The 17,654-nt window shown below is 70.0% G+C and carries 21 protein-coding genes; 15 read left to right on the top strand and 6 right to left on the bottom strand.

Annotated elements, in window-relative coordinates:
- Nucleotides 1-49 precede the first annotated feature (49 nt).
- The 8 genes from HQ312_RS06895 to HQ312_RS06860 all read left to right on the top strand — a co-directional run bounded on the left by HQ312_RS06895 (nucleotide 50) and on the right by HQ312_RS06860 (nucleotide 6,084).
- The gene (locus HQ312_RS06895) at nucleotides 50-1,288 is read left to right on the top strand and encodes an acyl-CoA dehydrogenase family protein (protein ID WP_308123833.1); all 1,239 of its coding nucleotides are present in this window, start codon (nucleotides 50-52) and stop codon (nucleotides 1,286-1,288) included.
- A gap of 10 nt (nucleotides 1,289-1,298) precedes the next feature.
- A complete protein-coding gene (locus HQ312_RS06890; RefSeq protein WP_027503896.1) occupies nucleotides 1,299-1,589 on the top strand; it encodes a hypothetical protein in 291 nt (96 codons plus the stop codon).
- Complete coding sequence (locus tag HQ312_RS06885) at nucleotides 1,586-2,200, top strand: bifunctional 2-polyprenyl-6-hydroxyphenol methylase/3-demethylubiquinol 3-O-methyltransferase UbiG (protein WP_027503895.1); 615 nt, start codon at nucleotides 1,586-1,588, stop codon at nucleotides 2,198-2,200. The genes HQ312_RS06890 and HQ312_RS06885 overlap by 4 nt, the downstream gene beginning before the upstream one ends.
- 9 nt (nucleotides 2,201-2,209) lie before the next feature.
- Complete coding sequence (locus tag HQ312_RS06880) at nucleotides 2,210-2,575, top strand: VOC family protein (protein WP_027503894.1); 366 nt, start codon at nucleotides 2,210-2,212, stop codon at nucleotides 2,573-2,575.
- A gap of 23 nt (nucleotides 2,576-2,598) precedes the next feature.
- On the top strand, nucleotides 2,599-3,078 hold the full coding sequence (locus HQ312_RS06875) for an SRPBCC family protein (RefSeq protein ID WP_222638179.1): 480 nt from the start codon (nucleotides 2,599-2,601) through the stop codon (nucleotides 3,076-3,078).
- A gap of 1 nt (nucleotide 3,079) precedes the next feature.
- Nucleotides 3,080-4,414: a wax ester/triacylglycerol synthase domain-containing protein gene (locus tag HQ312_RS22165; RefSeq protein WP_222638178.1), complete on the top strand. Its 1,335-nt coding sequence runs from the start codon at nucleotides 3,080-3,082 to the stop codon at nucleotides 4,412-4,414.
- Nucleotides 4,415-4,432: 18 nt separating this feature from the next.
- Nucleotides 4,433-5,206, top strand: coding sequence for a site-2 protease family protein (locus HQ312_RS06865; RefSeq protein ID WP_222638177.1), 774 nt, complete (start codon nucleotides 4,433-4,435; stop codon nucleotides 5,204-5,206).
- Between the two features lie 140 nt (nucleotides 5,207-5,346).
- Complete coding sequence (locus HQ312_RS06860) at nucleotides 5,347-6,084, top strand: DUF1906 domain-containing protein (protein ID WP_222627421.1); 738 nt, start codon at nucleotides 5,347-5,349, stop codon at nucleotides 6,082-6,084.
- A 158-nt stretch (nucleotides 6,085-6,242) separates the two neighbouring features.
- Here HQ312_RS06860 and HQ312_RS06855 read toward each other — a convergent pair whose 3' ends face one another.
- Nucleotides 6,243-7,010: a hypothetical protein gene (locus HQ312_RS06855; protein ID WP_222638176.1), complete on the bottom strand. Its 768-nt coding sequence runs from the start codon at nucleotides 7,008-7,010 to the stop codon at nucleotides 6,243-6,245.
- A gap of 350 nt (nucleotides 7,011-7,360) precedes the next feature.
- Between HQ312_RS06855 and HQ312_RS06850 the strand changes: the two genes are divergently transcribed.
- Nucleotides 7,361-8,590, top strand: coding sequence for a mannosyltransferase (locus HQ312_RS06850; RefSeq protein ID WP_222638175.1), 1,230 nt, complete (start codon nucleotides 7,361-7,363; stop codon nucleotides 8,588-8,590).
- On the opposite strand, the gene HQ312_RS06845 is transcribed toward HQ312_RS06850, so the two are convergent.
- Nucleotides 8,538-8,822: a 4a-hydroxytetrahydrobiopterin dehydratase gene (locus HQ312_RS06845; RefSeq protein WP_222638174.1), complete on the bottom strand. Its 285-nt coding sequence runs from the start codon at nucleotides 8,820-8,822 to the stop codon at nucleotides 8,538-8,540. The two genes, HQ312_RS06850 and HQ312_RS06845, sit on opposite strands and share 53 nt — an antisense overlap.
- 9 nt (nucleotides 8,823-8,831) lie before the next feature.
- Between HQ312_RS06845 and HQ312_RS06840 the strand changes: the two genes are divergently transcribed.
- Entirely contained in the window at nucleotides 8,832-9,224 is a 393-nt protein-coding gene (locus tag HQ312_RS06840; RefSeq protein ID WP_308123831.1) for a (deoxy)nucleoside triphosphate pyrophosphohydrolase, read from the top strand.
- Here the strand turns inward: HQ312_RS06840 and HQ312_RS06835 are convergent, their stop codons facing one another.
- A complete protein-coding gene (locus tag HQ312_RS06835; protein WP_204866762.1) occupies nucleotides 9,225-9,395 on the bottom strand; it encodes a hypothetical protein in 171 nt (56 codons plus the stop codon).
- Nucleotides 9,396-9,573: 178 nt separating this feature from the next.
- On the opposite strand from HQ312_RS06835, the gene typA reads away from it, so the two are divergent.
- From typA to HQ312_RS06810, 5 genes are all read left to right on the top strand, one after another.
- Nucleotides 9,574-11,505 carry a translational GTPase TypA gene (gene typA, locus HQ312_RS06830; protein ID WP_037183854.1) on the top strand — a complete coding sequence of 644 codons (1,932 nt, stop codon included), beginning with the start codon at nucleotides 9,574-9,576 and terminating at the stop codon, nucleotides 11,503-11,505.
- A 2-nt stretch (nucleotides 11,506-11,507) separates the two neighbouring features.
- A complete protein-coding gene (locus tag HQ312_RS06825) occupies nucleotides 11,508-13,262 on the top strand; it encodes an ABC transporter family substrate-binding protein (protein WP_222638172.1) in 1,755 nt (584 codons plus the stop codon).
- On the top strand, nucleotides 13,259-14,140 hold the full coding sequence (mshB, locus tag HQ312_RS06820; protein ID WP_308123830.1) for an N-acetyl-1-D-myo-inositol-2-amino-2-deoxy-alpha-D-glucopyranoside deacetylase: 882 nt from the start codon (nucleotides 13,259-13,261) through the stop codon (nucleotides 14,138-14,140). The genes HQ312_RS06825 and mshB overlap by 4 nt, the downstream gene beginning before the upstream one ends.
- Nucleotides 14,141-14,269: 129 nt before the next feature.
- Nucleotides 14,270-14,422 carry a glycoside hydrolase family 6 protein gene (locus HQ312_RS06815; protein WP_162246780.1) on the top strand — a complete coding sequence of 51 codons (153 nt, stop codon included), beginning with the start codon at nucleotides 14,270-14,272 and terminating at the stop codon, nucleotides 14,420-14,422.
- A 28-nt stretch (nucleotides 14,423-14,450) separates the two neighbouring features.
- Nucleotides 14,451-14,852 carry a hypothetical protein gene (locus tag HQ312_RS06810; RefSeq protein WP_027503883.1) on the top strand — a complete coding sequence of 134 codons (402 nt, stop codon included), beginning with the start codon at nucleotides 14,451-14,453 and terminating at the stop codon, nucleotides 14,850-14,852.
- Here the strand turns inward: HQ312_RS06810 and HQ312_RS06805 are convergent.
- Genes HQ312_RS06805 through HQ312_RS06795 form a run of 3 tightly spaced genes read right to left on the bottom strand, consistent with a single transcriptional unit; the run spans nucleotide 14,825 to nucleotide 17,609 of the window.
- Nucleotides 14,825-15,583: a uracil-DNA glycosylase gene (locus tag HQ312_RS06805; RefSeq protein WP_222638171.1), complete on the bottom strand. Its 759-nt coding sequence runs from the start codon at nucleotides 15,581-15,583 to the stop codon at nucleotides 14,825-14,827. The genes HQ312_RS06810 and HQ312_RS06805 overlap by 28 nt on opposite strands.
- On the bottom strand, nucleotides 15,580-17,094 hold the full coding sequence (locus tag HQ312_RS06800) for a PH domain-containing protein (RefSeq protein WP_308123829.1): 1,515 nt from the start codon (nucleotides 17,092-17,094) through the stop codon (nucleotides 15,580-15,582). Before HQ312_RS06800 ends, HQ312_RS06805 begins: the two co-directional genes overlap by 4 nt.
- A complete protein-coding gene (locus tag HQ312_RS06795) occupies nucleotides 17,091-17,609 on the bottom strand; it encodes a PH domain-containing protein (protein WP_027503881.1) in 519 nt (172 codons plus the stop codon). Before HQ312_RS06795 ends, HQ312_RS06800 begins: the two co-directional genes overlap by 4 nt.
- Nucleotides 17,610-17,654 lie beyond the last annotated feature (45 nt).

Genomic DNA, 17,654 nt, shown 5'->3' with positions numbered 1-17,654 from the left:
CGAGTCCAACGGTGTCGGCCGACGGCGCCGACGAGCAGTCTCGTCTCCCGTGACGACGACACACGACCGAGTGACCGACGGCCCGGCGACCGACGAGGCCCTCCGCGCCCGCTTCCAGCCCGTCTTCGACCGCATCGCCGAGGGCGCGGTGGCCCGCGAGAAGGACAGACGGCTCGCCCACGACGAGATCGCGCTGCTGCGCGAGGCCGGCTTCGGCGCACTGCGCGTGCCGGTCGAGCACGGTGGCTCGGGCGCCTCGGTGACGCAGTTATTCTCGCTGCTGGTCGATCTCGCGGCCGCCGAGTCGAATCTGCCGCAGGCGCTGCGCGTGCACTGGAGCTTCGTCGAGGACCAGGTGGCGGCAGAACCCGGACCCGACCGCGACGCGTGGCTGCGGGCGATCGCCGACGGCACTCTCGTCGGCAACGCGATCACCGAGCCGGGTGTCGGGGCGGTGGACCACTACCGCACGACGGTCACGCGCGGCCCTGACGGTCTGCGTCTGAACGGCGAGAAGTTCTACAGCACGGGCAGTCTCTACTCCGACCACATCCTGGTCGCTGCCGACCTCGACGGCGAGCGGGTGTCCGTGCTCGTCGACGCGGACGCTCCCGGCGTCGTGCAGCGTGACGACTGGGACGGCTTCGGGCAGCGGCTCACCGTCAGCGGCACCACCACGTTCACCGACGTCGCCGTCGACGAGTCGCGCCTGCTCGGACCGGGGTACGGCGCACCCGGACGCACGTACGCGACGTCGTACCTGCAGCTGGTCCAGCTCGCGGTCCTGGCCGGCATCGCGCGCCGCGCCGCCGACGACATCACCGCGTGGGTCCGCGCCCGCACCCGCAGCTACACCCACGCCGCCGCCGACCTGCCGCGACACGATCCGGTGGTGCAGCAGCTCATCGGGCGGCTCGAAGCTGCCGCCTGGTCCTCCCGCGCCCTGGTCCTGTCGGCGGCCGCGGACGTCGAGAGCGCCGTCGAGGTGGGCGACGACGCATCGCTCGACCGGGCCGAGCTGAGCACGTCGCACGCCCAGGCCGTGGTCGTCGACCTCGTGCTGGACGCGACGACCCACTTGTTCGAGGTCGGCGGAGCATCGATCGTGTCGGAGACCCTCGCCCTCGATCGGCACTGGCGCAACGCGCGCACCATCTCCGTGCACAACCCGGTGCTCTACAAATTGCGCTCGGTGGGTGCTCACCTGCTCAACGGCGATGACCTGCCCTACGCCTGGTCGGCGGGGAACAAGACGAGCATCGCGGCGCCCGCTACCGGCAGGGGATAGCGTCACGGGCATGACACACGCCGGTGGCACCGACCCGAAGCCCTACTCCACGGGGGAGCGGGTGTTCGGTCCGCCCAACGGCACGTTCGACGCGGACTGGGCGGCGACGGCCCTGCGCTCGAACCGGCCGGAACTCGATCACGCGACGTCGGTACGTCTGGTGGAGAAGGCCTGGGACCTGCTGCGCTCGCAGGGGCTGCGCGGCAGCGAACTCGCCGATGCCCTGGATCTCGAGCCCGGGCTGGCGTCCGCGGTGTCCGACGTGGCGACCGAGACCGCGCGCTTCTACCTCGACCGGTGACCGCTACCCGGTGGTCGGCCGAGCGCAGCGCCGAGGACTCGCACGCCTACGTCGCGCGCTTCCGGGAACTGGAGGCGTCGGGCGCGGACATGCACGGGGAGGCCCGCTTCGTCGACGCCGTGCTGCCCCGGGCCGCGCGTGTCCTCGACGCAGGATGCGGAACCGGACGACTGGGCGCGGAACTCGCGCGGCGCGGACACACGGTGACCGCCGTGGATCTCGACTCGGTCCTGGTCGAGGAGGCGCGTCGACAGCACGGCATCACGGTGGTGGAGGGCGACCTGGCGACCATGGATCTGGAGCCGCAGTCGTTCGACGCGATCGTGGCCGCCGGCAACGTCATGGTCTTCCTCGCCCCGGGCACCGAGTCGACGGTGCTCCGGCGCTGGCACGACGCGGTGGTCCCGGGCGGGGTGGTGATCCTGGGGTTCGCGACGGACCGCGAGTACACCGCCGACCGGGCCGAACGAGACGTCCGGGACGCCGGCTTCACGGCCGTGCAGCGCTTCTCCACCTGGTCGGTGGCACCGTGGCGCGAGGGTGCGGAATGGGTTGTCCTGACCGGGTACCGACAAGCGGGAAGTCTCTCGGGCATCGGCACGCCTGGCTAGAATTCGGACATGACACGACCCACGATCGACATGGACTACACGGTTCTCGACTGTCCCGATCCGGTGGCGCTCGGGCGTTTCTACACCGCTCTGCTGGGGTGGAAGGTGGTGCAGGACGATCCCGACTGGACCGTGATCGAGGGCACCGGCGGCTCGCGTCTGGCCTTCCAGAAGGCGCCCGACTTCGTCCCGCTGTACTGGCCCCGGGAGGGCATCCGCATCCACCTCGATCTCGTGGTCGACGACATGGAAGCGGCGCAGGCCTTCGCTGTGGAGCAGGGTGCCCGCGTGCTGGACGACGACGGCGAACACCCGGGTTTCCGCGTGTTGCAGGATCCCGTCGGTCACCTCTTCTGCCTGTGCAGGCGCGACTGACTGCTGCGCCCTACCATCACCCCATGACCACCGACAGGGTCCACGAGTTCGTGATCGAACGTTCCGTCCTCGTCGACGCTCCGGCGTCGACCGTGCACGGTTTCCTCGACGATCTGCACCGGTGGACGTCCTGGTCGCCGTGGGAGGGCAGCGACCCCGATCTGTCCCGCACCTACAGCGGCTCGGAGTCCGGGGTCGGGGCGTCCTACGCCTGGTCGGGTAATCGCAAGGCCGGTGCCGGGTCGATGACCATCGTGGATTCGACGGACGATCGTGTCGTGCTCGATCTGCTGTTCACGAAACCGTTCAAGGCCACGAACGTGACTGTCTTCCTGCTGTCGCCGGCAGGAAGCGGCACCGAGGTGACGTGGCGAATGACGGGACAGCAGAACCTCGTCGCGCGTCTCGTCGGCAGGATCGTGCCGATGGACAGGTTCATCGGCAGGGACTTCGAGAAGGGACTCGCCGCGCTGAAGTTGCAGGCGGAGCAGCAGGACCGTTGACGTGACCGGTCGGCTCACGGCCACCGACGCCCGCATGTACTGGCTGTCGCGGCGCCTGCCGAGCGACCAGTTCCTGCTCTACGCGTTCGACGGTGTGCTCGACGACCCGGACGCCGTCGCCACGGCACTCGTGCGTCGGGCGCGTGCGGTGGGCGGGCTGTCGGTCCGTCTGCGCGAGACGCGGTGGACGGCCGACTACCCCTACTGGGTGCCCACGGAGGTGACCCGCGACCGGGTCCGCGTCCACGCCGGCGGGACGTGGCAGGACTGCCTCGACCGGGTGGCGGAGACCTTCGGGGATCAGGTCGAGCCGCGCCGCGAGCCGTGGCGCGTGCATCTGTACCAGTGCGTCGACGGGGTGCCCGGCACGACGGGGTCGGCGACGGTGCTCGTCCTGCAGATCGCGCACGCTCTCGGGGACGGCGGGCGGGTGTCGGCGCTGGCTCGCGCGTTGCTGTCGGACGAGCTGTCAGCGGCGGTGCGCACGGTGGTGGTGCCGGCGCCCCTCGCGGTCGCGCGTGGTGCCGTCGAGCTTCCCGCGCGGGTGATCGGCATGGTGCGTCGGGCACGTGAGGCGGTGGTGGCCGATCGTCGGCGCACGGCCGACACTGTGGCCGGCGTCATCCCCGGCCCGCCGCTTCCCCGAGCACCGACGCTGCTGTCCCGCCCGGCAGGCGGGACCACCCGCATCCGGTGCGTGGTGTGCCCGGCGTCGGACCTCCGCACCGACACCGTCAGTGTCACCGTGGCCGCGCTCGTCGTGGTGTCGGACGCGATGAGTCGGCATCTCGCGTCCCTGGGCGAGCCGGTTCCGGACGACCTCGGGGCCGAGGTCATGATCGCCATACCGGGGGAGAGTCGAACCACCTCTGCTGCCAATGCTTTTCACAACGCGGGGGTGGATCTGCACCCGTCCGTGCAGGATCTCCGCGCGCGGGCGCGGGCGATCGACGACTCCCTGCAAGATCGGCGAAGACGGCTGGAACACCCCGCGTTCGGGGTCGGCGATCGTGCGACGGAGACCGTTCCCGCGGTGATCGTCCGGCGCGACGTCGACCGCGCCGACCTGTCGGTGGCGCCGACGACGGTGGCGGGTCACACGGTGGTCTCCAGTGTGAACCGAGGCGTCGCCGACCTCACGCTGAGCGGTCGGCCCGTCGTGCTGAGCGCCGGGTTCCCGGCCCTCTCGCCGACGGTCGGCGTCACGCACGGAGTGCACGGCATCGGCGACGTGGTGACCCTCTCGATCGTGACGAGCGACGACGTCATGGACGCCGACGCGTACACCGACTGCCTGCGGGAGGCCGTCTATCGAGTGCGGGAAGCGCTCAGGTGACCCGCCTACGCTGCTGACATGGCACTGTCCACGTCGGTACGACCCAGCCCCGTCTTCCTCGCGGTCGTCGCCGTCGCCGTGATCGGCGGTGTTCTGGCCTGGAACTCGACCAGGCCGGGCGACGTCCTGTCGTATGCCGGTGTCTTCGTCCTCGTCATCGGTGGATGGGTGGTGTCCCTGTGTCTCCACGAGTTCGCCCACGCGGTGACGGCCTGGCGCTTCGGTGATCACGACACCGCCGCGCGCGGCTATCTCACGCTGAACCCCCTGAAGTACACGGTGCCCGGACTGTCGATCGTGCTGCCGCTGATCTTCGTCGCGCTGGGCGGGATCGGTCTGCCGGGCGGCGCCGTGTGGCTGAACACCAGCGGTATGACCAGGCGGCAGCGGACGACGGTGTCCCTGGCCGGCCCGTTCGCCAATCTCGTTCTCGCGGTGATCCTTCTGACGATCGTCGCGGTGTGGGCACCGGGCAGCGAGCACGCGGCATTCTGGTTCGGCACGAGTTTCCTGGCGTTCCTTCAGGTGGTCGCGGTGGTCCTCAACCTGATCCCGATGACCGGTCTGGACGGGTTCGGCGCGATCGAGCCCTACCTGTCGCCCGGGGCGCGGCGGTCGTTCGCGCAGATCGGGCCCTACGGGGTTCTCATCGTGGTGGCCCTGCTGTTCGTGCCGCAGGTCAACCGCGTCTTCTTCGACGCGGTGTACTCCCTGTACGAGCTGTCCGGCGTCCCCGCGGGGTGGGCCCAGAGCGGCGGCGTGCTCACGCGGTTCTGGACGCAGTGGTACTGATCGCTGGGGACGAGGGGACTCACGGGACTAGCGGGGTCCCTGAGGTCTGTGGTGCAATAGCGCCGGAAATCGTGAGAAGTTACCAGCCCGGGCCGTCATGTCGAGGAAGGCGCGCCGGGCGAATCGAGAGGTAGACCCCAGTGCACGTGTCGCGTCGTCAATTGTTCCGCTATGCCGCCGCCGGTTCCGTCGCGGTCGGGGTCACCGGTGTCGCCGCTCGTGGCGTCGCCTCTGCCGCGCCCGCAGCACCCGCAGCGTTGGGCACGATCGTCGACTACGCCGGGGGAGTGCCGTCTGCCTCCGCCATCGCCGCCGCCGGCCATCTGGGCGCCATCCGCTACGTCTCGGACCGTCGACCCGGTGCCGCCTGGATGACGGGCAAGCCGATGACCGCCGCCGAGGCGGACGAGCTCACCGCGGCCGGTCTCCAAGTGGTGTCGTGCTACCAGTTCGGCAAGGGGGCGACGGCCGACTGGCGTGGCGGATTCGCCGCCGGCGTGAAGCACGCGACGCGCGGCCTCGAATTGCACACGGAGGCAGGCGGACCGGCGGACCGGCCCATCTACGCGTCGATCGACGACAACCCGACCGCGGTCGAGTTCGCCGCGATGATCGCGCCGTACCTGCTCGGCTGGCAGTCGGTGGTCGGGGCCGAGAACACGGGCGTGTACGCCAACTCGCCGACCATCGACCTCGCGGCGGCAGCGGGACTCGGTGCCTGGTACTGGCAGCACAACTGGGGGACGCCGAAGGGCTACGTGAACCCGGCTGCCCACCTGCATCAGATCGAGATCGACAAGCGAGCGATCGACGGAGTGGGTGTGGACGTCAACACCGTGCTGCGCGAGGACTACGGGCAGTGGAGCCTGTCCGCGTAACGCGGCGGCGACCTCGCACGACACACCTGTCACAGCAGTCACACCTACGGAGAGGCACCACCATGGAGTTCATCGACTACCTGTACGCGATCGCCGGAGCGATCTACACCCAGATCTCGACCGCGTTCGGTTCCTGAACACCGTTCTCGTCCCGATCGTCAGACGACGAAGGCACCGATGGTCGGCAGGAAGCTGCACGTGATGCCGGCCTCGGTGCTGATCGACCCGGAGACGGCGGCCAGGACGCGACCGGTCCCGGTGTCCGCGAGTGCCGAGAGCGTGGCCGGGCCGTCGGGGTTGATCCCCGCGGCACCCGTGAGCACGGTCGCTCCGGTGCGACCCGTGTCGACGTTGACCCAGTTCGCCGTCAGCGGCGCTGCCTGCACGTCGGCGAGCGGTGCGGTGCCGAGTGCCGTGAAGACGAAGCCGGCCTGACCGGCTGCGGGTCCGGGAGGCGGCAACTGTGCCGGGCCGGGTACCGCGAGCGCGCTCGCGACGGAGTCGGCCGTGGCCGAGATGCAGCCCTTGCCGACGGTGGGGTAGAAGAACTGCGAGATGACCGGGCCGTTCTGGGGGATCTCGGGGCCGCCACCACCGCTGCCGTCGAGGAACGTGATGATGCTGGTGAGGATGCGCTTCGCCTGGTCCGACAGCGGGGCCGTGGCCAGCAGCGCCTTCGCGCGCACCAGCAGATCGCTCTGCGGCGACGCTGCGTCGCGCTCCGCGGCGTCGAGCAGGGTGGGGGCCAGGGCGGCCAGTGCCTCGTAGCCCGGCATCACCGGAACCTCGGCGGGCAGCGGCAGGACTGGGGCGGGTGCTGCGCCTGCCGCAGCGGGTGCGACGAAGGCGCAGGCGGCGGCGACGGCCACTCCGCTCAGAACACGTCGCGCTGCGACGCGCGTTCCCGTTGTCCCGATGTCCCGCATGATGTCCCCGTTTCTCCTCCGGCCGCCTCGAACCGTTCCGAGGCGACCCACGATGCACTATCTGCCCGTCACCGCCGTGCGAGGCAGTCGGGCGCGGGGTCACTCTATGTACACGGAGTGACGGTTGTACAGCAGCTCACCGGTCGATCGACCCGTGTCGCTCGCTCCGATTCGAACGGTAGTCTGTTAATAGAGTGTCTGGTGTTGTCAGAGTGAACAGTGATGCGATCGTTACTGCTGTGAGCCGTGTCGCGTGACAACGCGGCGGCCCCGTGGTGCAGAAGAGTCACGTCGCACGGTGCGGATAGGCTGCGCTCTGGCTTCGACCCCCGTCGATCGGAAGAACACTCGTGAGTGAAGTACGGCGATCGGCCGGGCGCACGTTGTTGGCAGCAGCACCGGCCCTGTTCGTGATCTCGCTGATCCTGCGTGTGGTGTGGACCGTCGCCACCCCCAACGGCAGCAACTGGGTCGATCTCCACGTGTACGTCGACGGTTCGGCCCGCCTGTTCAGCGGCGACCTCTACGACTTCACCTACTCGGAGGAGACTCCCGACTTCCCCCTGCCCTTCACGTACCCACCGTTCGCCGCGCTCGTGTTCTATCCGCTGCATTTCCTGCCCTTCCCGGTGGTGGGCGCTGCCTGGATGATCGCCACGATCGCCGCGCTGTACGCGGTGGTCCGGCTCGCACAGGGCATGGTCGGGTCGGGCCCCTGGTCCGGACACCGGGCGGCGTTGCTCTGGACGACGGTGGGCCTGTGGACCGAGTCGATGCGCACCACCCTGGACTACGGCCAGGTCAACGTGTTCCTGGTTCTGCTGGCGATGCTCGCGGCCCGCAGCGCCCGCTGGTGGCTGTCGGGTGCCCTGGTCGGCGTCGCGGCAGGCGTCAAGCTCACCCCCGCCATCACCGGCCTCTACTTCCTGGCGCAGCGTCGGTGGGCGGCCGCCGCGTTCTCCGCCGTCGCCTTCGCGGCGACGGTCGCGATCAGCTTCCTGCTCGTGGGGTCCGCCGCGACGACGTACTTCACCACCCTGCTGGGCGACGCGGACCGGATCGGTCCCGTCGGCTCGGTGTGGAACCAGTCCCTGCGCGGAGCGCTGTCACGCGTGGCCGGGCAGGACGTCGGCCAGGGGCCGGTGTGGCTGGTCGCGGCGGCCGTGGTGCTGGCCGCGGCATTCCTGGCCTGGCGGACGCTGGCACGCGACGATCGCCTGGGGACGCTCGTCGTCGTCTCGTTCGTGGGCCTGATGATCTCGCCGATCTCCTGGTCCCACCACTGGGTCTGGGTGGTGCCCATGTCGATCTGGCTGATGCACGGTCCGTTGTCGGGCGCGCCGGGAGCGCGCGTGCTCGCGGGGTACTGGCTCGTGGTCACCCTGATCGGCGTGCCGTGGATCCTCAGCTTCGAACAACCGTCCATCTGGGACATCTCGCGCCCGTGGCCACTCGCTCTGGCGGGATCGGTCTACGCCGTCGGCACCCTGGCACTGTTCGTCTGGATCGCGGTGGTGGGCCGCCGCGTCACCTCGCCAGGCGGTCGATCGCGGCCGCGAGCAGGACGTCCTTCCCGGTGAGTCCACCCGCGGAGTGCGTCGACAGCCGGTAGGTCACCGACCGCCATCGGATGTCGATGTCCGGATGATGGTCCGCCGATTCTGCCTCCTCCGCGACGCGCCGGACGAGGTCGATCGCCTCGAGGAAGCTCGCCGACTCGACGGTGCGGACCAGGGTGTCCCCGTCTCGCTGCCAGTCGGTCAGGCGGGTGAGTGCGTCGTCGATCTCCGTGTCGTTCAGCAAGTCGGCCATACTGCGATGGTGCCAGTTCCCGAGCCCGCGCTGGTGGTCGCGGGCGCCCTCGTCGAGAACGGGCGCCTGCTGCTCGCGCGTCGCGCCTTCCCGCCGGAACTGGCGGGACTCTGGGAACTGCCCGGCGGCAAGGTCGACCCCGGCGAGACCCCCGAGGACGCACTGGTCCGGGAACTGCGCGAGGAACTGGGTATCGAGGTGACCGTCGGCGAGCCCGTCGGTGTCGACGTCGCACTCTCGGCGACGCTGACACTGCGCGCCTACGCGGTCACACGGTTCTCCGGGACGGCGACGGCGCTCGAGCACGAAGCCCTCCGCTGGGTCGACGCGGCGGATCTGCACGGAGTCGATCTGGTGCCGGCGGACGCCGCGTGGCTGCCGGATCTCGCGGCGCTGCTGTAGTCAGGCCGCGCGGGCCTTCTTCAGGCCCTTCTTCAGGTCCTTGCCCGTGACACCTGCTTGTTCCAGTTTCTTCATCCGCATGATCACCACCGGACACGTCAGACAGCGAGTCTTGCTGCGGCAGCACTTCTTCTTGGCCTTGCCGCGAGCGACCTTCGATGCCGAGGACATCGGGTGAGGGTACCCTGAGGTGGAGCCCGTGCCGACCGTCCCGGCCTGCGTGACCGCCGTCACCCGAGCCGACCGAGTAAACTGATCCGGTCGCGCTTCTCGTCGGCGACGCAGCGCGCTCTCTGGGAGAGGAAGCCGCTCGCTCTTCACCCCGCATTCGACCCAGGAGATTTCACGCGTGACCAGCCCCACCGCCAGTCAGACCGTACCCACCACCTTCCGCAACGTCGCCATCGTCGCGCACGTCGACCACGGCAAGACCACGCTCGTCGACGCGATGCTGCGCCAGTCCGGTGCCTTCGAGGAACGCGCCGAGGCCATCGACCGCGTGATGGACTCGGGTGACCTGGAGAAGGAGAAGGGCATCACGATCCTGGCCAAGAACACGGCCGTGCACAAGCGCAACGCCGACGGCAGCACCACCGTCATCAACGTGATCGACACCCCCGGCCACGCCGACTTCGGTGGCGAGGTCGAGCGCGGACTGTCCATGGTCGACGGTGTCGTGCTGCTCGTCGACGCCTCCGAGGGCCCGCTGCCGCAGACGCGCTTCGTGCTCCGCAAGGCGCTCGCCGCGTCGCTGCCCGTCATTCTCGTGGTCAACAAGACCGACCGTCCCGACGCGCGCATCGAGGAGGTCGTCTCCGAGAGCCACGACCTGCTCCTCGACCTGGCGTCGGACCTCGACGACGAGGCCTCCGAGGCTGCCGAGCTGGCCCTCGACCTCCCCGTCCTGTACGCCTCCGGCCGTGAGGGCAAGGCGTCGACGAAGCAGCCGGAGAACGGACACGCTCCCGACGCGGAGAACCTCGACGAGCTGTTCGAGATCCTGCTCAGCTACATCCCGGCACCGAAGGGCAACGTCGAGGCGCCGCTGCAGGCTCACGTCACCAACCTCGACGCCTCCGCCTTCCTGGGCCGTCTCGCCCTGGTCCGCATCCACAACGGTGAGCTCAACAAGGGTCAGACCGTGAGCTGGATGCGCGAGGTCGACGGCGAGCCCGTCGTCCAGAAGGCCAAGATCACCGAGTTGCTCACCACCATCGGTGTCGAGCGCGTTCCCGGTCAGAAGGGTGTCGCCGGTGACATCGTCGCCGTCGCCGGCTTCCCGGACATCATGATCGGTGACACGCTGGCCGACCTCGAGAACCCGGTCGCCCTGCCGCGCATCACCGTCGATCAGCCGGCCATCTCGGTGACCATCGGTACCAACACGAGCCCCCTGGTGGGACGCGTGAGCGGCCACAAGCTGACCGCCCGCATGGTCAAGTCGCGTCTGGACCAGGAGCTCATCGGCAACGTCTCGCTCAAGGTCCTCGACATCGGTCGCCCCGATGCGTGGGAGGTCCAGGGTCGTGGCGAGCTCGCGCTCGCCATTCTGGTCGAGCAGATGCGCCGCGAAGGCTTCGAGCTCACCGTCGGCAAGCCGCAGGTGGTCACCCGCCAGGTCGACGGCAAGCTGCACGAGCCCTTCGAGGAGCTCACCATCGACACTCCCGAGGAGTACCTCGGCGGCGTCACGCAGCTGCTCGCCGCCCGTAAGGGAAAGATGGTCCAGATGACGAACCACGGCGCAGGCTGGGTTCGTATGGAGTTCATCGTCCCCTCGCGCGGTCTCATCGGCTTCCGCACGGACTTCCTCACCGACACGCGCGGCACCGGCATCGCCAACGCCGTCTTCCACGGTTACGCACCGTGGGCCGGCGAGATCCGCGCGCGCCACACCGGCTCGCTCGTCTCGGACCGTCAGGGCAGCGTCACCCCGTTCGCCATGATCCAGCTGGCCGACCGCGGCACGTTCTTCGTCGAGCCCGGTGCGGACACCTACGAGGGCATGGTCGTGGGCATCAACCCCCGCCAGGAGGACCTCGACATCAACGTCACCCGCGAGAAGAAGCTGACCAACATGCGTCAGTCCTCCGCCGACGTGATGGAGACCCTCGCCAAGCCGAAGAAGCTCGACCTCGAGATGGCGATGGAGTTCTGTGCCGGCGACGAGTGCGTCGAGGTCACGCCGGAGGTCGTCCGCGTGCGCAAGGTGCACCTCGACTCGAACGAGCGTGCGCGTGAGCGTTCGCGCAGCAAGTCGCGTGACAAGGCTGCTCTGTAATCATGTCGGTGGCGCGGGTGGGTGCGGCGCTGGCCGCTGCCCTGCTCGCGCTGTCCGCGTGCACGGCCGATCCGCCGCCGCCGATCCAGAGCACCGAGACGGCCACGACGACGCCTCCCGCAGCGCCGGCGGCCACGGGTAATCCGGTCGTGGTGGCCATCGACGACGTCGGTACGGGATTCAACCCGCACCTGCTGGCCGACCAGTCGCCCGCGAACACCGCGGTGTCCACACTGGTGTTCCCCAGCCCCTTCCGCCCCGCGTCGGTGGGGACAGGAGTCGAGTGGCTGCCCGACGCGTCGCTGGTGCTGTCGGCCGAGGTGACGTCGCAGGCCCCGTTCACCATCACCTACCGGCTGCGCAACGAGTCGCAGTGGTCGGACGGTGCGCCCATCGCGGCCGAGGACTTCCGCTACCTGTGGCAACAGATGATCGACGCGCCCGGCGTGGTGGATCCCGCAGGCTACGAGGCGATCGACGACATCGCGTCCTCGGACGGCGGCAAGACCGTCACCGTCACGATGGCGACGCCGTACCCCGCGTGGCGCGAGCTCTTCGAGAATCTGCTGCCCTCCCATCTGCTCAAGGACTCGCTGGGCGGCTTCGAGCGCGGACTGCGCGACAACGTGTCCGTCTCCGGCGGACACTTCCGCATCGAGTCGATCGATCGTGGCCGCGACGAGATCCTGCTCGAGCGCAACGACCGCTACTGGGGGTCACCCTCCACGCCCGATCAGATCCTCCTCCGACGCGGGGGCAGCGACGCCCAGCTCGCCGACTCGATGCGCTCCGGTGACGCCCAGATCGCCGAGGTGCGTGGCGGTTCGGCGACACTGGCGCAACTGGGCGCCATCCCCAACGTCCGTACGGACACCCGGTTCCGTTCGCGGACCCTCGAACTGACGTTGAACGGCCGGGTGCCGGAACTCGCGGACGCCGACGTGCGCCGCGGCGTCATGGGTCTGCTGGACGTGGACCTGCTGTCCACCGTCGCGTCGGGTACCGGCACGGCCGCGAACACCGTTCGCGCGCAGGTTCTCTCGCCGTCCCAGCCCGGCTACGTCCCCACGGCTCCGCAGACTCTCCCGCGGGACGAGGCACTGCAGCTGCTCGCCGACGCGGGATTCGTGCCGGTGCCGCTGCCGCCGGCCCTGGCTCCCACCTCGGGCCAACCCACCGCGACGACGACGCCGGTGCCGGGTAGCACGCGCGCGCTGACCGTCGTGATCGGCGCTCCCGAGAACGACGCGGTCGCGGTCGCGGTGGCCAACACGGCCGCCGATCAACTCCGCGACGCGGGCGTCGACGCCAGCGTCGCTCCCACCGATCCGGAGGAGTTGTACGGCACCGCGCTGCTCGAGGGCACGGTCGACGCCGTCGTCGGGTGGAGCCACGTGGGTACCGATGTGGCCACCGCCTGGTCGTCGCGCTACGGATGTGCAGCAACCGATCTCGCGACGTCGACGACGACGGCACCCGATTCCGACGCCGACCCGGTGGCGGCGAGCAACCTGTCCGGAGTCTGCGATCCGTCGCTCGAGCCGGTGATGGACCAGAGCCTGAGAGGCGACGTGAACCCGACCGAGGCCGTCATCGCGGCGCAGCCGCAGCTGTGGAACCTGCACACCGTGCTTCCCATCGCGCAAGACAGTTCCGTCGTCGCCGTGGGTCCCGGCGTGAGCGGCGCGACGCTCGCGGGGCCCGTCGAACTCGGTGTCTTCGGGGACGCGGACGACTGGATGCGGGTGACGCCGTGACGGAGCGGCCCCGGATGCTGGTCGTCCATGCGCACCCCGACGACGAGACCATCACCACCGGCGGCACCATCGCCCGCGCCGTGCGGGCGGGCGTGGACGTGACGGTCCTGACCTGCTCGCTCGGCGAGGAGGGTGAGGTGATCGGGGAGACGTGGGCCGGACTGGTCGCGGATCGCGCGGATCAGTTGGGCGGGTACCGCATCCACGAGCTGACCGTGGCGCTCGAGGCGCTCGGATGCCGGCCGCCGCGGTTTCTCGGCGGTGCCGGGCGCTGGCGCGACTCGGGCATGGCCGGAACCCCCGCGGCACGCCACCCGCGTGCCTTCGTCAACGCCGACCCGGACGAGGCCGTCGGCGCGATGGTCGAGGTCATCCGTGACGTTCGCCCGCAGGTCCTCGTGGCCTACGACCCCGAGGGCGGCTACGGCCACCCGGACCACATGCAGGTGCACCGGCTGGCTGGACTGGCCGTCGAGGCGGCGGAGGACCCTGCCCGGTTCGCCGAGACGGGGCCGGCCTGGTCGGTGGACAAGATGTACTGGACGGTCACCGGTCTGCATCAGTTGACCGCAGGCCTGAGCGACCTCGGCGACGTCCCCCAGCAGTGGCGCATGCCTGTCGAGGGCGAGCTGCCGAGCGTGCCCGACGACACGATCACCACGTCCGTCGACGTCCGCCCGGTGCTCGATCTCAAACGACTCGCGTTGCGCGCGCACCGAACTCAGGTCACCGTCGCGGAGTCCGGTCGGGTCTACGCCCTGTCGAACGACATCGCGCAGCCAGTCCTCGAGGACGAGCAGTACATCCTCGTCCGCGGCGATCTCGGACCGGTCGACTCGTCGGGGCGCGAGACCGACCTGTTCGCGGGGATCGTGTGACGGCCCCCAGTGTCTGCCCGGGGACGGTGTGCGGGTCCGAACCGGGCTCGGTGCCGGGTTATGCTGTGAGCGGCATCACCGGACGGGGTCGGACGTACCCGGTGAGTTCGACTCGAAGGAGCTCTTCCCATGAATTTCGATCTTCAGTACGCCATCGTGGCGTTCGTGGATTCCCTGCGACCCACAGCCGATCTGCAGCGCGAGATCTACCTGAACTCCGTGGGCGGCTTCGCGACGTTCGTGAGCAACTACCTCACGTCGATCGGGTTCCCTCCTCGCTGACGTTCACGGCGCCGACAGGATCGGCGCGATGACGGGCCACGCCGGGGAGGGCGTGGTGTCCGGCATCAAGGCGTCGATCGTCGGCGCACTGGTGCTCGACGGGTTCCTGTGCGCCGTGACCGCAGTGCTGTTCCTCCCGCTGTATCTCGGAAGCACTCCGTTCCCCGTCAGTGGTGTCCTCGCCGGCATCGTCAACGTGATCCTCGTGCGGGTCGCGTTCTCGGTGACGCACAACGTCTCCCGCGCCGCTCTCCCGGTCGCGGGATTCTTCGTGGGTCTCGTGCTGGCCATGCTGGGGGGACCGGGTGGAGACGTGCTCGTCGTGGCCGACTGGCGCACCCTGGTCCTCGTGGCAGGCGGGTTGCTTCCCGCTGTGGTGCAACTGTTCGCGTTGCGCATGGGTCAGTTCGCCGAACTCGGACGCGGCTGACTCCTGTCGATTCCGGCGGCGTCGGCCGCCGCGGCGAGCACCTGCTCCACCATGACCGGCGTGAGCCGTCCGGTGAAGGTGTTCTGCTGGCTGACGTGGAAGCACCCGAACAGATGCAGGTCCGGCAACTCCTTCTCGGGTGACGTCAGCACGACGTGCGCACCGTGGCCGAACTTCGGGCGCGGTCGGGGGATCGTCCACCCCGCGCCGTCGAGGACCGGAAGCAGTGCCTGCCAGCCGAATCCGCCCAGGACCATCACTGCCCGAACGGTCGGCGCCAGGATGTGCAGTTCCGTCTCCAACCAGTGACGGCACCGGTCGCGCTCCTCCGGTGTCGGCTTGTTGGCCGGGGGAGCGCAGTGCACCGGCGACGTGATGCGCGTGCCGATCAACTCGAGGCCGTCGGCGATGTGGGTCGCCGTGGGCTGCGTGGCGAGGCCGACGGCGTGCATGGCCGCGTAGAGAACGTCGCCGCTGCGGTCGCCCGTGAACATCCGCCCGGTGCGATTCGCGCCGTGAGCCGCCGGCGCCAGGCCGACGATCAGCAGCCGAGCGTCCACGGGGCCGAAACCCGGAACCGGTCGGCCCCAGTAGGTCTCGTCACGGAACGCGGCACGCTTCTCGCGCGCCACCAGCTCACGCCACTCCACCAGGCGCGGACACGCGCGGCACTCCGACACCGCCACATCGAGTTCGGGGATGCTCCGGGGTGTACCGGAGGCGGGTGTCACGGGCGCTCGACCCACACGTCGCCGGCACCGGGCTGAGCGCTCTCGACGATCGACCACGCGTGGTCGGCGGGTACGTCGAGGACCGTGTAGCGGCCCGTGCCGGCCGCGGTGGCGGCGACGATGGTCGCGACACCGGCCCGTCGCTGGAAGAAGGTCTGCCGGACACCCCAGGCGACCACGCCGTCGGTGTCGAGGACGACGCGTCGCCGGTCGAGGCTGCCGTGCTCGGTGATCAGAACTCCCGGGTGGGCACGGTGGCCCAGGGCGGCGTACCGATCGAGCGCCAGGGCGACGGCGGCCACTACGAGGAGCGCGACGCCGATCCACGCGGCGATCGGGACGTCCCGGCCGGTCGACCGGACCACGAGGAGTGCGACAGCGACCAGCAGGACCGGCCCGACGGCGCGGGTGAGCCTGCGCCGCAAAGCCGCCGGTCCGTGCTTCTGCAGTGTCACCGTGGCCGGCGCGCTCTCCGGCAGACCCGCCAGCACGTCGTCCATCGTGTGGCGGGCGGCCGGCAGGGGAGCGGGCGGCAGGAGCAGCGACGACTGCTTCTCCGAAGCGGACACCCCGGTCATGACGGCATCCAGGCGTGCTCCGCGCGCCCACCGCAGGACCAGCGGTCGACGCAGCGTCGCGCCGCGGAGGCGGTCGCGGTCCAGCGTCGTGTGCCGCGTCGACAGCAGTCCGTGGCCGACGCGGAGCCTGGTGCCGTCGTCGGTCACGGAGAGGTTGCCGTAGACGACCAGGTAGCGCACCACGGAGACGATGCTCGACACGACGAGCAGCAGGGCCGCGGCGACGACCACCGCGACCACGATGCCGAGGCGCAGAACGGCCTGATAGGTGTCGTCGAGGGCCGGCGAAGAGGCGATGTCACCGGCGAACCCGGACTGGAACACGAGCCCGAATCCCGCACCGACGACGACGATGCCCGTGGCCGTGAAGGGGGCGAATCGAACCCAGCCGGTGCGGAAGTGGGCGATCTCACGTTCGGGCGTCACGGCGGGTTGGGTCACTGCGACCGGATCCACTCCCACCGTCCGGCCGGTGCCCGCCAGCAACTCCTCACGCAGGGCGGGGACCAGGTTCGAGGCGAGGGCGTTCAGCTCGAACGAGTCGGCCTTGTCCGACTTCTGCTGACCGGTGCCCACGGTGAGGATCGACAGTCCCAGCAGTCGGTGCAGCGGCCCGGCTCGCACGTCCACACTGCGGATTCGACCACGCGGAATGGAGAGCACCTTCTTCTGGAAGAGCCCGCGGCGCAGCTGGACGTCGTCCGAGCCGATGCGGTACCCGGTGGTGAACCAGCGCAGGATCGCCGCGCCCACGAGGAGGACCACGACGATCAGGCCCCAGACGTGCGTGCCGCTCTGCGATCCGAGGACGAGGGAGACCAGGAGCACCGGCAGCAGGCGGACCAGCTCGGTGACCGGGTGGATCAGGAGCATGCGCTTGTCGAGTCGCAGCCACGGCAACTCGTCGACGCGCAGGCCGGCGTCCTGCGTCACGTGGCGTCGCCTCGTGAGCGTGCGGCCGCCGCGGTGATGGCGGCGACGGTGCGATCGGCGGTCGCGAGGTCGAGCCCCGCGATCTCCAGAGCTCCCGCGGAGGACGCGGTCGTCACCGTCACGGTGGCCAGTCCGAGTGCCCGGTCGAGCGGCCCGCGCTCGGTGTCGACGGTCTGCACTCGGGACAGGGGAGCGATGCGCCGTTCCTGAGTCACCCAGCCAGTGCGCGTGTGGACGGCGGTGTCGCTCAGTTCCCAGCGGTGCACCCGATAGCGCCACTGCGGCGCGATGGTCACGTGCGCTCCCGCGAGGACCACCACGGCGACGGCAGCGGCCACCACGGGCGTCCAGGACGGGCGCTCGACGTTCACCGCGAGCACCACGGCCCACACGATCACGGCGACGACCACCGGGAGCCACAGCAGGGCGGCTGCCACGGCCCACAGAATCTTCGCCCGCGGATCGGGGCGATGCGCGGGATCGGTGAGGACCACACCGGGACTGTTGTCGGACACGTCGCATCACCCCTGCTGTGGCACGCCTCCGGCCGGAGGGCGCAT

The sequence above is a fragment of the Rhodococcus sp. BP-316 genome (assembly GCF_019836105.1).
Taxonomy (GTDB): Bacteria; Actinomycetota; Actinomycetes; order Mycobacteriales; family Mycobacteriaceae; genus Rhodococcoides.
The sequence above is the reverse complement of the archived record's forward strand: the minus strand, read 5'-3'. Positions and strand labels throughout refer to the sequence as shown.